Raw genomic sequence first — 15,843 nt, 5'->3', positions numbered from 1 at the left:
TTCCTAGGAAACAAAAAAACAATTGGCTGCAGCGATTGTTTTCACGTTAGTATTTATCTAAAAGGCGAAAAAAATATAAATTAATTCTTTAACAAATGAAAGGAGTTCATTATGACTCAATCAAATAAATTACCAAAAGAAGTACTTTCGGCAGCTTGGGCGATCGCTTTAGGTGCCATTGCCCCGATGCTTGATTCTACGATGGTCAACATCGCCATCGATCAATTGACCAAAACATTTCAAACCAATTTAGCGACGATCCAGTGGGCGATCACTGGCTATGTGTTAGCGATGGCCATCGCTGTGCCTATCGCAGGTTGGTTGATGAATCGTTTCAATGGAAAGAAGATTTTTATTGGAGCGGTGATCCTATTCGGAATCACTTCGATTCTTGCCGGGATTAGTTGGAATGTCACTAGCTTCATCGTCTTTCGATTATTACAGGGATTTAGTGCAGGAATCATTACTCCCTTAATGTCTACTTTACTAGTCAAAACAGCAGGTCCAGAAAATGTGGGTCGAGTGATGGCGATTGTTAGCACCCCAATGATTTTTGGCCCAATCTTAGGTCCTGTACTTGGTGGCTTTATTGTACAGGCCGCTTCGTGGCGATGGATATTCTTCATTAATGTGTTTATCATTTTGATAGCCGCACCATTAATGGCACGGACTTTGCCTAATTTTGCGCCCTTTAATCGTAAGAGTAAACTAGATGTTTTTGGGATTGCTGACTTATCGATTATGAGCGCAGCACTAATTTATGGTATTACGAAAGCTGCCGATCATGCTACGTTTAGAAATAGTGAGTCATTGCTATGGACCGGTGTCGGAATCGTTTGTTTAATCACCTATATTCTTTATGACCGGCTTAAAAAGCATGAGACAGTTTTACCGTTAACGATTTTTTCACACCGAAGTTTTAAAGCATCCAGTATTGGGCTATTTTTTGCGAATATTGCAATTATGGGACCGATGCTGATCTTACCGCTCTTTTTCCAAAATTTTCGTCATTTTTCGGCAATGGAAGCAGCGATCGCAATGATACCGCAAGGTGTTGGTATGTTAATTACTCGTCCAGTGATTGGAAAAATGATCGATAAATTAGGTGCTAAATATGTTGTGATCGTCAGCCTGATTATTTCTTTGATTGGTACGATTCCGTTAGTATTTGTAACGAACACTACAAATATGGCTTGGATTGCCTTGATTCTATTTATTCGTGGTACTAGTTTTGGTGGGATCAATCTACCGTTGACCAGTGATGCTTATACAGGTCTAAAGGATGAAGAATTACCTGATGCTGGTGTGGGAATCAATATCATTGAAAATCTGGGCTCAAGCTTTGGTTCCGCAATGATTGCTACGGTTGTGGCGACCGTCTTACAAGGTGCGCAACCAACGATTGCTCATCAATTGGTTGCCTATCATGCCGGTTTTCTTGTATCCGTAGTTGTCTTAGCGCTGATTTTTATCCCAAGTTTATTCTTAACCAATAAAACAAAAAACACAGGCGAATAAGTTGCCTGTGTTTTTTTACTTTATTTTTTTTGTTTTTTCCATTCAGCGATTCGCTGATATTGTTGTCCAAGTGCTTGTTCGTATTTACCCGTTGCTTTGGGTTCATAGTAATGTGCATTTTTTATTTTATTAGGTAAATATTGTTGATCGACCCATGCATTTTCAAAATTATGAGGGTATTGATAACCAACACCACGCTTTAATGCTTGGGCGCCTTTATAATGACTATCACGTAAATGATCGGGAACTTCTCCCGCATTGCCCATCCGAATATCAGCGATTGCTGCATCTAAAGCAGTGTAGGCAGAATTGGATTTTGGTGACAGACAAAGATCGACGACTGTATCTGCTAAAGGAATCCGAGCTTCAGGAAAGCCCAATTTTTCAGCAGCTTGGACAGCTTGAACTGTTCGAGCTGCTGCGGCTGGATTTGCCAGTCCAATATCTTCATATCCAATCACCATCAAACGGCGACAGATAATCGGTAAATCACCGGCTTCGACTAAACGAGCTAAATAATGTAAGGCGGCATTAACGTCACTCCCACGAATTGATTTTTGAAAAGCGGAAATCACATCATAGTGCGCATCACCGTCTTTGTCGTGGGTCAAAGCTTTGCGTTGAATGCATTCTTCAATAATAGAAAGGGTCAAATGAATATGAGCGGATTCATTTACTGGTGTTGATTTGGTGGCTAATTCTAACCCATTCAAGGCGCTCCGCAGATCGCCGTTGGTCGCACGAGCAAGATGTTTCAACGCTTCTTCATCTAATTCTACTGGATATTCACCAAGGCCACGTTCATGATCATTCAAGGCTGTTTGGACGGCCGTTATTATATCCTCTTCATCAAGTGGCTTTACTTCGAAAATTTGTGTCCGACTGCGAATCGCGGGATTGATCGTGATATAAGGATTTTCAGTCGTCGCACCAATCATGATGATTCGGCCGCTCTCTAGATGTGGCAATAGGAAATCTTGTTTGGTTTTATCTAAACGGTGAACTTCATCTAGTAACAAAATGACGGTGCCACTCATCTTAGCTTCTTCGGCCACGATCTGCAAATCTTTTTTTGTATCTGTCGCTGCATTCAACATGCGAAAAGCGTAATTCGTAGAACCAGCAATAGCACTAGCAATACTTGTTTTACCGGTGCCAGGCGGTCCATATAAAATCATCGATGAAAGCATTCGAGCTTCAACCATTCGGCGGATGATTTTTCCTTTTCCGACGAGCTGCTGTTGACCGACTACTTCGTCTAGATTACGCGGACGCATACGGTAAGCTAAAGGCTGTTGCATCATAGACCTCCTTGGTTTAGTTGGTATTAGTGATAAAATAGTTGCTCAATAATTCTATGTATAAAAAGGATTCAAAAGAAATCAATAAAATTTGCTTGTTTGAACAAGTCATACATGGTGAAATCAGCAAATGTATGTTCTAATTATATCATTTTTCGCTTATGTTTGTTGGGTTTTGATTGCTGGGCGTAGCGTGGGACTGGATTATTGTGTATCATGGAGAAGGTGAATGAAATGGAACAAATCATTGAGTATTTTAATCATGAAACGACTGAGAATATTGCGAAATATCTGTTAGGAATGTATATCGAACACGAGACTCCGAATGGAAAATTAGGTGGCTATATCGTAGATTGCGAGGCCTATCTAGGTCCTGATGATGAAGCAGCCCACAGTTATGGGATGCGTGATACGCCCAGAGTTCGAGCGATGTATGAAAAGCCAGGGACGATTTATTTATATACGATGCACACGCATTTGATCTTGAATATGATCACACAACCAGTTGGGATCCCACAAGGAGTGATGATCCGAGGGTTTGAACCAGTAGAAGGCCTGGATCAAATGATTATGAATCGTCATGGTAGGCTAGGTGTTGAACTTTCTAATGGACCTGGAAAGCTAGTCGAAGCACTTGGAATCAAACCAGAATTATATGGCAGATCCATTTTTTCGAGTTCATTGCACTTGGTTCCCGAGAAACGGCGATTTCCTAAAGTGATCGATGCACTACCACGGATTGGTATTCCAAATAAAGGTGTTTGGACAGAACGTCCGTTACGATATGTTGTTCGTGGCAATCCATACATAACGAAACAAAGAAAAAAATTGATTGATGAAGAAAACGGCTGGAGGAAATAAACATGGCAAAAGAAACAATGGTCACTTATTTAGATAGTTATTTGAACCAAAAAATTCCCGATTACGAATTAGCGTTAGATTGGGATGTTCGCAATCGTAGTTTTGAGATTGCTTTTCGAATTTATGGTGAAAACAAAGGACAAATTGCAATCGATGATGTGGATGGAATTGCATCAGAAGAAGAAATTATCGAGTTTGAAGATGCGATTTTGTTAGTGGATCCAGCTAAATCTAACTATGATGCCGAGGATTTTTTGGCAGTCATTCCTTATGAAGGAAAAAAAGGCATGAAGAAAAATGAACTGACGGCCGTGGTGGATTATTTAAGAGATGTGATCGAAGAAGGTCAAAGTGATTTGTTAGACTTCTTAGCGGATGATAGTGAGGATGCAGTCTTTGAAATGGTTTGGGATGATACAATTTTTAAGGCATCAATCAAGCCCAGCGATAGTAGCTATCTACCTTATCCTAATTATTAATTAATCACTATATGTTAGCAAGACAAAAATTATTTTAAGCTGAGCAAGGAGAACCCTTATGAAATGGAATGAAGTAAAAGTTACTACTGAAAGCGAAGCAGTCGAAGCTGTTTCAAATATTTTGATGGAAGCAGGAGCATCGGGTGTGTCGATTGAAGATGCCTTAGATTTTGAAAACTATCAAGAAGATCAATTTGGTGAGTTATTAGACAAAGAAACGATTTCGAGCATTAAAGAAGGTGCGATCATAGCAGCGTATTTTCCAGAAACGATTTTTTTACCTGAAATCTTGCCATTTATCAAAGATCGAATTGCATTATTGCCTGAATTTGGTTTAAACATTGGTAAAAACATCATCGAAGTTAGTGAAGTCGAAGAAAGTGACTGGGCTACTGCTTGGAAGAAATATTACCATCCCGTTCGTGTAACGCGTTACTTAACGATCGTTCCTAGCTGGGAAAAATATGAAGCCCAACATCCTGATGAAAAAATCATTACGTTAGATCCAGGGATGGCTTTCGGAACGGGGACACATCCTACGACAAACTTAACATTGCAAGCACTGGAAACAGTCTTGCGTGGGGGAGAAACTGTCTTAGATGTTGGTACTGGTTCGGGAGTGTTGAGTATTGCCAGCTCACTTTATGGTGCCAAAGAGATCTATGCATATGACTTAGATGAAGTCGCTGTCCGTTCAGCCCAAGAGAATGTAGACTTGAATAAGAATACTGAAAATATCCATGTATCTGCAAACAACTTATTAGTTGGTATTGAACAAGAAGCCGATGTGATTGTCGCGAATATTCTAGCGGATATCATCGTATTGATGGTGGAAGATGCATGGCGTTTATTGAAACAAGAGGGTACATTGATCGTTTCTGGGATCATTGAAGATAAAAAAGAACTAGTACTAGAAAAGATGATTGCTCAGGGCTTTGAAGTGGATCGTATTTTCCAACAAAAAGATTGGTTTGCGATTATTTTGAAGAAACCAGAGGAAATTTAAAATGCAACGCTATTTTATCGACCAACCCTATCAATCAGCCATCAAAATTAGTGGAGAACCCCATCATCATATGTCACGTGTCATGCGAATGACTGCAGGGAATGAAGTGTTCCTTGTCTTCAATGATCAAGTAGCGATCAAAGCGAAAATCACTGAGATTGATAATGACCACGTTCTTTTAGTAGAGGTAGCGAAAGAAGCCTTACAACGTGAATTGCCGATCGCAATTACGATTGCTAGTGGTTTTCCTAAAGGCGAAAAACTAGAGTTGATCGTCCAAAAAGGGACGGAACTTGGAGCTTCAGATTTTGTAGCCTTTCCGGGAGAAACATCCGTTGCCAAATGGGATGCAAAAAAACAACAAAAAAAGCAACAACGATTAAATAAAATTGCGCAAGAGGCTGCCGAACAATCTCATCGCCAAGCCTTACCTACTGTGTGTTTTGCCTCAGCAAAAGAACTAATTAGGTTATTTGAGGAATACGATGCTGTCCTGATTGCCTATGAGGAATCAGCTAAGCAAGGGGAACAAGCCCAACTTGTTCAAACTTTCCAAAAATTAACAGCGGGTCAAAAATTACTGGTCGTTTTCGGTCCAGAAGGTGGTTTGACTCCGAAAGAAATCGAAGTATTCCAAACTGCTGGAGCAAAACTTTGCGGATTAGGTCCGCGAATTCTACGCACAGAGACAGCACCGTTTTATCTTTTAAGTGCGGCAAGTTTCTATTACGAGTTGCAACGCTGATTTGATTGAAAAAGCTTACCAGAGTTTGTATAATAGGAACCATCATTTTCAGAAAATAAAAGGAGGAACGTCACATGGCAAAAGAAGTTGAATTAACTGGTCCTGACGTCATCAGGATGGTTAGTACATACATGGGAAAAGAGCACGTGGCGTTTGTACAAAAAGCCTACGATTTTGCTTACGAAGCCCATAAGCCTCAAGTACGAAAATCAGGCGAACCGTATATTATCCATCCGATTCAAGTAGCCGGGATTTTAGCCGACCTGCATATGGATCCCCATACAGTAGCGACCGGATTTTTACATGATGTGGTTGAAGACACACCCGTAACATTGGAAGATTTAAAAGCAGAATTTGGAGCAGATGTGGCTTCCTTAGTCGATGGGGTGACTAAACTAGGGAAAATCAAATATAAATCTCACGAAGAACAACTTGCTGAAAATCATCGCAAAATGTTGTTAGCAATGGCTCAAGATCTGCGGGTCATCATGGTGAAATTAGCCGACCGTTTGCATAATATGCGGACATTGAAATACTTACGTGACGATAAGCAACGACGGATCGCCCGTGAAACCTTAGAAATTTATGCACCTTTAGCCGATCGTTTAGGGATGAGTCGGATCAAGTGGGAGTTAGAAGATACAGCACTACGTTATTTAAATCCTAAACAGTACTATCGTATCGTACATTTGATGCGTAGTAAGCGAGATGAGCGCGAAGGGTTTGTTGAAAAGTCGGTTAATGAGATCAAAGTAGCAACCAAAGAGTTAGGGATTGAAGCCGATATTTATGGACGGCCCAAACATATCTATTCTATTTATCGTAAAATGCGTGATCAAAAGAAACAGTTTGATGAAATTTATGATTTATTAGCGATTCGCGTCATCGTCGATTCAATCAAAGATTGTTATGCTGTATTAGGTGCAATCCATACAAAATGGAAGCCAATGCCAGGTCGTTTTAAAGATTATATTGCGATGCCGAAAACCAATATGTATCAATCATTACATACTACGATCATCGGTCCTAGTGGCAATCCAATCGAAGTACAGATCAGGACCCATGAAATGCATCAAATCGCTGAATTTGGGGTTGCGGCTCATTGGGCCTATAAAGAAGGTAAGACGGAAAAAACAGAAACAACGCAAGATAATAAACAATTAGATTGGTTCCGTGAAATCATTGAATTACAAGATGAAAGCTATGATGCCTCTGAATTTATGGAAAGTGTCAAAGGGGATATTTTTAGTGATAAAGTCTATGTGTTTACACCCAAAGGCGATGTGACTGAGCTTCCTAAAGGCTCTGGTCCATTAGACTTTGCCTATAGTATTCATACCGATATCGGAAACAAAACAACCGGTGCTAAGGTCAACGGTAAGATGGTTCAATTGGATTACAAATTAAAGAATGGCGATATCATTGAAATCATGACTTCAGCCAATTCATTTGGTCCAAGTCGCGACTGGTTGAATTTAGTCAAAACAAGTAAAGCCAAAAATAAAATCAAACGCTTCTTCAAAACACAAGACCGCGATGAAAATGTTGCTAAAGGCCATGATGCAGTTGTGAAATGTTTGAACGATCTTGGTTTTATGCCAAAAGAATTTTTGACGAAAGACAAGTTAGCGGAAGTATTGGATAAAATGAATTTCCACAGTGAAGAGGATCTATACGCAGCTATTGGATTTGGTGAATTAAGTGCGCTGACTTTTACCAATCGTTTAACAGAAAAAGAACGTCGCGAACAATTGAAACAAAAGCAACAAGATGCAGTTGATGAAATGATCAATACACCAAAAGAACCGGAAAAAATTAAGGTTCGCCATGAAGGTGGGATTGTGATTCAAGGGATCGATAATTTATTGATTCGCATTAGTCATTGTTGTAATCCTGTTCCAGGCGATGACATCGTCGGCTATATCACGAAAGGTCGGGGTATCTCGATCCATCGAGCAGATTGTCCAAATATTACAAAACAAGATGAAGAAGTCCAACAACGTTTGATCGATGTTGAGTGGGAAGATACGTCAAATTCTATTCAGGAATACGATGCGGATTTAGAAATCTATGGTTTCAATCGCAACGGCTTATTGAATGATGTTTTAAATGTTGTGAGTGGCATGACGAAAAAGTTAGTTAGTGTAGAAGCAAAACCAACCAAAGACCGTTTAGCCGTGATCAATTTGACTTTGAAAATTCAAAATTTGAGTCATCTTTATTCGATTGTTGATAAAATCAAAACTATTCCTGATATTTATAGTGTTAAGCGAACAAAAGGATAAAAAGATTTCGGCGTAAGCTGAGGAGGTTCAGATGAAAGCAGTTATACAACGAGTAAGTCAAGCAAGTGTAACGATTGATGGACAAATCATTGGGGAAATCGATCGTGGGTTTATGATTCTCTTAGGCATTCATGAAGAAGATACTCAAGCAGATGCAGATTATTTGATTCGTAAGATTCCGTTACTGCGAGTCTTTGAAGATGAAGAAGGTAAAATGAATCAATCATTGCAAGATATTGCGGGCAGTGTCTTGAGTGTTTCTCAATTCACGTTATACGCAGATACGAGAAAAGGCAATCGACCAAGTTTCATCAAAGCGGCACGACCTGAGACGGCGATTCCGCTGTATGAATACTTCAATGCTGGGTTACGTCAAGCTGGTTTGAAAGTCGAAACCGGTAAATTTGGTGGCGATATGGATGTGGCGCTAGTCAATGATGGTCCAGTAACGATTATTTTTGATACCCACGATAAATAGCAAAAAGGACAAGAGTTTTATTACTCTTGTCCTTTTTCTTTTATCAATAATAAAAACGGACATTTTGAGAAAATAAACTATTAATTAAGTGTTAAATAAGCGATAATTAAGTTAAATAATGAAAATAAAGGAGATGCTAGATGGAAACACGAACGGAACGAGATTCGATGGGAGCGATTGAGGTACCTAAAACTGCTTTGTGGGGAGCTCAAACGGAACGCAGTCGCCAAAATTTTAAAATTGGCACTGAAAAAATGCCGCAAGAACTTCTGCAAGCGCTTATTATCGTTAAAAAAATGGCTGCGATCGCAAACCAACAAACAGGAAAATTAACTCGAACAAAAGCTGAAGCGATCCAAAAAGCTGCAGATCAATTATTGACACAAAAGAAATGGGATGCTTTTCCGCTTGTTGTATGGCAGACGGGTAGTGGGACTCAAACGAATATGAATGCCAATGAAGTGATTGCTTTTCTTGCTAGTCGTGAAAATCTTGTAATCCACCCAAATGATGATGTCAATCTGTCACAAAGTTCGAACGATGTGTTTCCGACAGCCCTACATCTAGCGGGAACATTGAAAATCGAAAGGGAACTCTTGCCAGCGATTCATGAAACGATTGCTACATTGGAAGAATTAGAGGATCAAAATGGTCAAGTAATCAAAATTGGTCGAACGCATCTGCAAGATGCGACACCCATAACGTTTGCACAAGAAATCAGTGGCTGGCGTTCTGCCTTAGAACATAATGAAACGATGTTGATCCATAGTTTGGTGGAACTTCGGCAACTAGCAATTGGCGGGACAGCAGTTGGGACAGGTTTGAATGCATCAAAGGCTTATGAAGAAGCCTTTATCGAAGCGTTAAAAAAAGAAACAGGCATTCATTTTATCAGTGAAACCAATAAATTCCATGCGTTAGCCAATCGAGATGCGGTAGTTTTTGTTAGTGGTGCCCTAAAAGCATTAGCGGCAAATTGTTTGAAAATGGCCAATGACATTCGTTGGCTAGCTAGTGGCCCGCGTAGCGGATTAGGAGAGATCACTTTACCGGCAAACGAACCAGGTAGTTCAATTATGCCAGGAAAAATCAATCCTACGCAATGTGAGGCCTTATCGATGGTAGCAGTTCAGGTCATGGGCAATGATACTGCCATCGGAATTGCGGCATCGCAAGGAAATTTTGAATTGAATGTTTATTTACCAATGATTGCGTTAGATTTGATGCAAAGTATTCGTTTGCTGACCGAGGCCCTACATTCTTTCAACCAAAAATGTTTGAAGGGACTGATAGTCAATACTGAACGGATGAACCAACTAGTCGATCAGTCGTTGATGCTGGTCACAGCATTGAATCCGCACATTGGCTATGATAAAGGAGCAGAAATTGCCAAGAAGGCTTTTAATGAAGGGACGACATTGAAAATAGCGGCGCTCGCATTGGGCTATGTGACAGAAGCAGAATATGACCAGTGGGTTCAGCCGGAAAAAATGATTGGAGAGAAATAAGATGACGATTTACGATGAGGCATTGCGGGCCCATGAAAATTGGCGTGGAAAAATCGAAGTAACGAGTAAAATACGAGTGAAAACCAAAGAAGATCTAGCTTTGGCTTATACACCGGGAGTGGCAGAGCCTTGTCGGAAAATCGCTGAGGAGCAAAAAAAGGCCTACGACTACACGTGGAAAGGAAATAGTGTGGCAGTAGTGACTGATGGAACGGCAGTTCTTGGTTTAGGGGATATCGGCCCTACCGCTGCTTTGCCTGTGATGGAGGGCAAGGCACTACTGTTTAAAGAATTTGCTGGAATCGATGCGGTTCCGATTTGTTTGGATACCAAAGATCCACAAGCAATCATTAGTATCGTGAAAGCGATCGCCCCTACGTTTGGTGGCATCAACTTAGAAGATATCAGCGCCCCTTGATGTGTCGAAATCGAGCGAGCATTGATTGATGCATTGGATATTCCCGTCTTTCATGATGATCAACATGGGACTGCAATCGTAGTCACAGCTGCTTTGATCAATGCCTTGAAATTGGTAAAAAAAGAACCAGAAGCGTTAAAAGTAGTGATTTCAGGAACTGGTGCGGCAGGGAGCGCCATTATTCAAATGTTGGTTGAGCTAGGAATAAAAGAAATCATTGCTTTTAATAAAGAAGGGGCATTGAATCAGCAAATGACCAATCCAACGTTTGTTGAAAAAGAGATTTTGGAATTGATTTCACCGAAAGATTTTGCTGGGACCATGGACGAAGCTTTTGTCGGAGCAGACGTGTTTATCGGCGTCTCAGCCCCTAAAATTGTCACAAAGAAAATGGTTGCTTCTATGAACGAAGGGAGCATTGTTTTTTCAATGGCGAATCCAGAACCTGAAATTTCGTACCCGGAAGCGATTGCTGCTGGAGCAGATATCGTTGGGACTGGGCGCTCAGACTTTCCTAACCAAATCAATAATGTTTTAGCTTTTCCTGGTCTTTTTAGGGGCGCATTTACGGCCGAGGCCAAAAAAATAACTCCTCGGATGAAGGCAGCCTGTGCACACGCAATTGCAGATACGGTCCCTTATAGTGAGCTAAATTCAGACTATATCATCCCGTCAGTCTTCGATGAAAGTGTGGTCGAACAGATTACGTTGAAAGTGGCCGAAGCCGCACGGAAAGATGGGGTAACGAGAGCTTAGAATGCAAAAATGTCTCAATAGCAGAAGCGAGGGGCGACTTTTATGAGTAAAGTTTTTAAGATGCGCTTTGCCTTGATCTATGATCTTTACCTGAAGAAGGTCGAGAGAAAAAATCGCAGCAAAGCAGAATTAAATCAAATAATTGAATGGTTGACCGGATATGATGCAGTAGCGTTACAAAAGCAAATTGATTCTGATCATAGTATGGAAATTTTCTTTACGCAAGCTCCAGCATTAAATGAAAATGTTACCTTGATTAAAGGGGTCATCTGCGGCTATCGAGTAGAAGAAATCGAAGATCCATTGTTGCAGAAAATCCGCTACTTAGATAAATTAGTAGATGAATTAGCTAAAGGGAAAAAAATGGAAAAAATATTACGGCAATAGTTGAAACAGCAAGTCTATATAGACTTGCTGTTTTGGCTCGCTTTGACACGATGAGGATCAAGCGAATACAGTTTGTCATTCTGAGTTATTCCGGTTTATTTTTAGCATGATCTGATCAAATAAAGTGAAGCAACTCAAAACCAATAATTGCTCAACAAAGAGACAAGTAATAACCAAATCTGGCTAGATTCAACTTATGACCAAAAAGGCTACATAGTAATCTAATTGACAAGTATTTTTCGAAAATCATGAGTTGTTTTATGGTATACTACGAGAGAATCTATTTTTAAAGGAGGAGCCTCATGGCAGAGAAGGAAACATTTTATATTACAACACCGATCTATTATCCAAGTGGGAAATTACATATCGGTAATTCTTATACAACGATTGCCTGTGATGCGATTGCTCGTTATAAACGCTTAATGGGTTTTGACGTGTTTTATTTGACTGGGGTCGATGAACACGGACAAAAAATTGAAAAAAAAGCCGATGAATTAGGTGTAGAACCACAAGAATATGTGGACAAAATGGCGACGGATATCAAGAAATTATGGAAAACCTTAGACATCAGTTATGATAAATTCATCCGTACAACCGATGATTATCATCAAGCTGCTGTCAAAAAAATATTTGATCAATTATTAGAACAAGGTGATATCTATCTTGGTGAATACGAAGGTTGGTATTCTGTTTCTGATGAAGAATATTTTACTGAAACACAATTAGCTGAAGTTTATCATGACGAAGAAGGCAACGTGATCGGTGGGAAAGCGCCAAGTGGTCATGAGGTCGAATTAGTGCGTGAAGAATCTTATTTCTTCCGGATGAGTAAATACGCGGATCGTTTATTGGCTTATTACGAAGATCATCCTGAATTTATTCAACCTGAATCACGTAAAAATGAAATGATCAATAACTTTATCAAGCCAGGTTTAGAAGATTTAGCTGTTTCGCGTACGACGTTCAAATGGGGAATCCCAGTCAATGCGAATCCTAAACATGTCGTGTATGTTTGGATCGATGCGTTATCAAACTATATCACTGCTTTAGGCTATGGTTCTGATGATGATAGTTTATTCCAAAAATACTGGCCAGCTGATGTTCATATGGTAGGGAAAGAAATCGTTCGTTTCCATACCATTTATTGGCCAATCATGTTGATGGCCTTAGACTTGCCATTACCGAAAAAGATTTATGGTCATGGTTGGTTGATGATGAAAGACGGCAAAATGTCTAAATCGAAAGGCAATGTCGTTTATCCTGAAATGTTAGTTGAACGTTATGGTCTAGATGCTTTACGTTATTACTTATTGCGTGCAGTACCATTCGGTTCAGATGGCGTCTTTACACCTGAAGACTTTGTTTCACGGGTAAACTATGACTTAGCTAATGACTTAGGGAATTTATTGAATCGCACCATTGCGATGATCAATAAATATTGTGATGGCATCGTACCGGAATACAAATCATTAGTAACAGAATTTGATAGTGAATTATCAACTACCGCTGCCAATGTTGTTAGTCGTTACCGTGAATCAATGGATAAAATGGAATTCAATAATGCATTAGCTGAAATCTGGACATTGATTTCTCGTGCAAATAAATACATTGATGAAACAGAACCTTGGGTCTTAGCAAAAGACGAAGAACGTAAAGCAGAATTAGACAGTGTGATGGTTCATTTAGCAGAAAGCTTACGCATCGTAGCGATTCTTTTACAACCGATCATGACACAAACACCAAAACGGATTTTCGAACAATTGGGCTTGAACCCAGATATGATGGATCTTGCAACGATTCATTTTGGCGAGTTCCCAGCAAACACGAAAGTGACACCTAAGGGTACGCCGATCTTCCCACGTTTAGATATGGAAGAAGAAGTGGCCTATATCCAAGGTAAAATGACTGAAGGAGCACAACCAACAGAAGAAAAAATCAAATGGGATCCGGAAGAAACAGACTTAGCTTCAGTTAAAGACAAACAAATCAAATTTGAAGTCTTTGATAAAGTTGAATTAAAAGTGGCAGAAGTTATGGAATGTAAACCTGTCAAAGGGGCAGACAAATTATTGCAATTCCGTTTAGATGCAGGAGATGACCAAGACCGTCAGATCCTTTCAGGAATCGCGCAATTTTATCCAGACCCTGAAAGTTTGATTGGTAAAAAATTAGTGATCGTCGCTAACTTGAAACCACGTAAAATGCGCGGTGAAATCAGTCAAGGAATGATCCTTTCAGCTGAAGCGCCAGATGGTACCTTAAAAGTAGTAGAAGCACCAAAAGATATGCCCAATGGTGCAATCATCGGTTAAAGTAAAAACTCTCGAATTTTTCGAGAGTTTTTTTAAAATGAACTAAAAGGAGTTGAGTGCAATGCCATTGCTTGCATTACTAGTGGATGTTATAACAGTTGGCTGCTATTTTTTTCAGGTAAATCATGGAAGTTCAGCGCTTTATTTAGTGGGGATAGTTGTCCAGACCATTTTAACGATTATATTATTGATTATCTTGGTAGGCTATCACGGGAAAAAATATTCACGGATCAAGCCAATCGGCTATTCTTATTTTTCGATTCGTTATGCCGTGATTGTGTTATCATTCATCATCAATGGAATCGTATTATTTCTTTATGTATTAAATTATTTAGGAATCAATCATGTGATTTTCGCAGCTATCTGATCAATGTAATGCATTGATTTAAGTTATTCTTATACAAAAAGGGTCATTATTTCGTGTTTTATGTTAGTTATGCTATAATTTAATTAATACGAAAGATATTTTTATGCGACACTTTAACTCATTTTGATGAAATTTAATCAAACTGGCGTAACTATAGGGTTACAAGGATGTATTAGAAGGATTTGGGAATACATCGTTTAAACGAGAAATAGTTAATTTTTAGTAATAGTCAACACCCTCAACTTTAGAATAATAAATATTGATTAGTTAGATAGCCTGCTCAATTTTGAGCAGGCTATCGTTCATTTTAGCGAAATAGATTTAAAAAGTTTCTATCAAGATGAACTCAAGGTAAACTAAGGGAAAAGGAGTTGGATAAATGATTATCGGAGTGATTTTTTTCTTATTAGGAGTTTGGCAATTATGGATAACGAAACGAACGTATACAAATCTCAAAGCTAGTGGTAATCAGGAAACATCGCCTTTTATCATGATTAGTCTGGGAAGTAGCCTAATCATGGGGGTCTTGTTTCTAGGAATCGCTGGCTATAGTTTTACTCAAATGTTTTAAAAAAAAGTCCCGATCGCATAGCGGTCGGGACTTTTTTGATTAGGCGTGTAGGATCTCGATAATCTTTTGATTGAAAGCAGGGATGTCATCCGGTGTGCGGCTAGTAACGAGTTTGTTATCGACAACAACAGCCTCGTCTTTTACGATGGCGCCGGCATAGCCGATGTCAGGACGAACTGTTGTATAGGCAGTCATCGTCCGACCTTTGGTTAACCCTGTTTGAATAAATAATTGTGGACCATGACAAATGGCAAACAATGGTTGATCTTTATCTAGGAAATAGGTAACAAAGGCTACAAAGCGTGGATCGCTGCGTAATTGATCGGGAGAAAAGCCGCCTGGAATCAATAAGGCATCAAAATCTTCTGGTTTTACATCATCAATGCTCTTATCGCTTTTGAATTTAGTTCCTTCTTTACCGGTGATTTCTTGATCAGCTTCGAAGCTGATAATCGTCACTTCGTTGCCATCTTTTTCTAGAGCTTCTTTGGGAGAGGATAGTTCAACATCTTCCACTAAATCAGTAACAAGTGCTGCAATTTTTTTGGTCATTAAGTATACTTCCTTTCCTATCTGATAGTTTCACCCTAAAGGATTCTGCTTAAGAATTCAAATAATTTGTTTTTATCGAATAATAGTCTTCCTTTCTTGCTCTTTTTTTAGAAAACAACGAGTTTTAGTTTCAGTTAAGCTTCGTGTTTTATATTCTCCTTACCCACAAATAATCTTTTTCATTTTGCTAGTCACCCCCTAAGTGACTAGCCTTTTTTTGAAAAGTTATTGACAGCGCTTTCTACGTTTGGTAAGATAATTTTGAATTAGATAGACCAATTGACGGATAGTGATTGTTT

General features: G+C 39.4%; 14 protein-coding genes and 1 pseudogene. 13 read left to right on the top strand and 2 right to left on the bottom strand.

The features are described 5' to 3' along the window. Positions 1 to 111: 111 nt before the first annotated feature. A complete protein-coding gene (locus RV04_RS01925) occupies positions 112 to 1,518 on the top strand; it encodes an MDR family MFS transporter (RefSeq protein WP_071856784.1) in 1,407 nt (468 codons plus the stop codon). Between the two features lie 20 nt (positions 1,519 to 1,538). Here RV04_RS01925 and RV04_RS01920 read toward each other — a convergent pair whose 3' ends face one another. Then, positions 1,539 to 2,819, bottom strand: a complete 1,281-nt coding sequence (locus RV04_RS01920) for a replication-associated recombination protein A (RefSeq protein WP_071856783.1) — start codon at positions 2,817 to 2,819, stop codon at positions 1,539 to 1,541. Between the two features lie 234 nt (positions 2,820 to 3,053). Here RV04_RS01920 and RV04_RS01915 point away from each other — a divergent pair, with 234 nt between their 5' ends. From RV04_RS01915 to RV04_RS01860, 12 genes and pseudogenes are all read left to right on the top strand, one after another. Then, a complete protein-coding gene (locus RV04_RS01915) occupies positions 3,054 to 3,680 on the top strand; it encodes a DNA-3-methyladenine glycosylase (protein WP_084405490.1) in 627 nt (208 codons plus the stop codon). A gap of 2 nt (positions 3,681 to 3,682) precedes the next feature. Then, a complete protein-coding gene (locus tag RV04_RS01910) occupies positions 3,683 to 4,159 on the top strand; it encodes a DUF3013 family protein (RefSeq protein ID WP_071856782.1) in 477 nt (158 codons plus the stop codon). Between the two features lie 58 nt (positions 4,160 to 4,217). Then, a complete protein-coding gene (prmA, locus tag RV04_RS01905) occupies positions 4,218 to 5,165 on the top strand; it encodes a 50S ribosomal protein L11 methyltransferase (RefSeq protein ID WP_071856781.1) in 948 nt (315 codons plus the stop codon). 1 nt (position 5,166) lies between these two features. Further along, the gene (locus tag RV04_RS01900; RefSeq protein ID WP_071856780.1) at positions 5,167 to 5,910 is read left to right on the top strand and encodes a 16S rRNA (uracil(1498)-N(3))-methyltransferase; all 744 of its coding nucleotides are present in this window, start codon (positions 5,167 to 5,169) and stop codon (positions 5,908 to 5,910) included. A gap of 74 nt (positions 5,911 to 5,984) precedes the next feature. Continuing rightward, a complete protein-coding gene (locus RV04_RS01895; RefSeq protein WP_071856779.1) occupies positions 5,985 to 8,195 on the top strand; it encodes a RelA/SpoT family protein in 2,211 nt (736 codons plus the stop codon). Positions 8,196 to 8,226: 31 nt separating this feature from the next. Further along, positions 8,227 to 8,673, top strand: a complete 447-nt coding sequence (gene dtd, locus RV04_RS01890; protein WP_071856778.1) for a D-aminoacyl-tRNA deacylase — start codon at positions 8,227 to 8,229, stop codon at positions 8,671 to 8,673. A 140-nt stretch (positions 8,674 to 8,813) separates the two neighbouring features. Then, positions 8,814 to 10,181, top strand: a complete 1,368-nt coding sequence (fumC, locus tag RV04_RS01885; RefSeq protein ID WP_071856777.1) for a class II fumarate hydratase — start codon at positions 8,814 to 8,816, stop codon at positions 10,179 to 10,181. Between the two features lies 1 nt (position 10,182). After that, positions 10,183 to 11,355: pseudogene (locus RV04_RS01880) on the top strand (NAD(P)-dependent malic enzyme). A 42-nt stretch (positions 11,356 to 11,397) separates the two neighbouring features. Beyond that, positions 11,398 to 11,742 carry a DUF2200 domain-containing protein gene (locus RV04_RS01875; protein WP_071856776.1) on the top strand — a complete coding sequence of 115 codons (345 nt, stop codon included), beginning with the start codon at positions 11,398 to 11,400 and terminating at the stop codon, positions 11,740 to 11,742. Between the two features lie 302 nt (positions 11,743 to 12,044). Next, positions 12,045 to 14,054: a methionine--tRNA ligase gene (metG, locus tag RV04_RS01870; RefSeq protein ID WP_071856775.1), complete on the top strand. Its 2,010-nt coding sequence runs from the start codon at positions 12,045 to 12,047 to the stop codon at positions 14,052 to 14,054. A 61-nt stretch (positions 14,055 to 14,115) separates the two neighbouring features. Beyond that, entirely contained in the window at positions 14,116 to 14,421 is a 306-nt protein-coding gene (locus RV04_RS01865) for a hypothetical protein (RefSeq protein WP_071856774.1), read from the top strand. A 379-nt stretch (positions 14,422 to 14,800) separates the two neighbouring features. After that, entirely contained in the window at positions 14,801 to 14,992 is a 192-nt protein-coding gene (locus RV04_RS01860) for a monovalent cation/H(+) antiporter subunit G (RefSeq protein WP_071856773.1), read from the top strand. 39 nt (positions 14,993 to 15,031) lie between these two features. On the opposite strand, the gene RV04_RS01855 is transcribed toward RV04_RS01860, so the two are convergent. Then, on the bottom strand, positions 15,032 to 15,544 hold the full coding sequence (locus RV04_RS01855; protein WP_071856772.1) for a type 1 glutamine amidotransferase domain-containing protein: 513 nt from the start codon (positions 15,542 to 15,544) through the stop codon (positions 15,032 to 15,034). Between the last annotated feature and the right edge of the window lie 299 nt (positions 15,545 to 15,843).

This window comes from Enterococcus hermanniensis, from assembly GCF_001885945.1.
Taxonomy (GTDB): Bacteria; Bacillota; Bacilli; order Lactobacillales; family Enterococcaceae; genus Enterococcus_A; species Enterococcus_A hermanniensis.
This window is presented reverse-complemented; position numbering and strand designations above follow the sequence as displayed.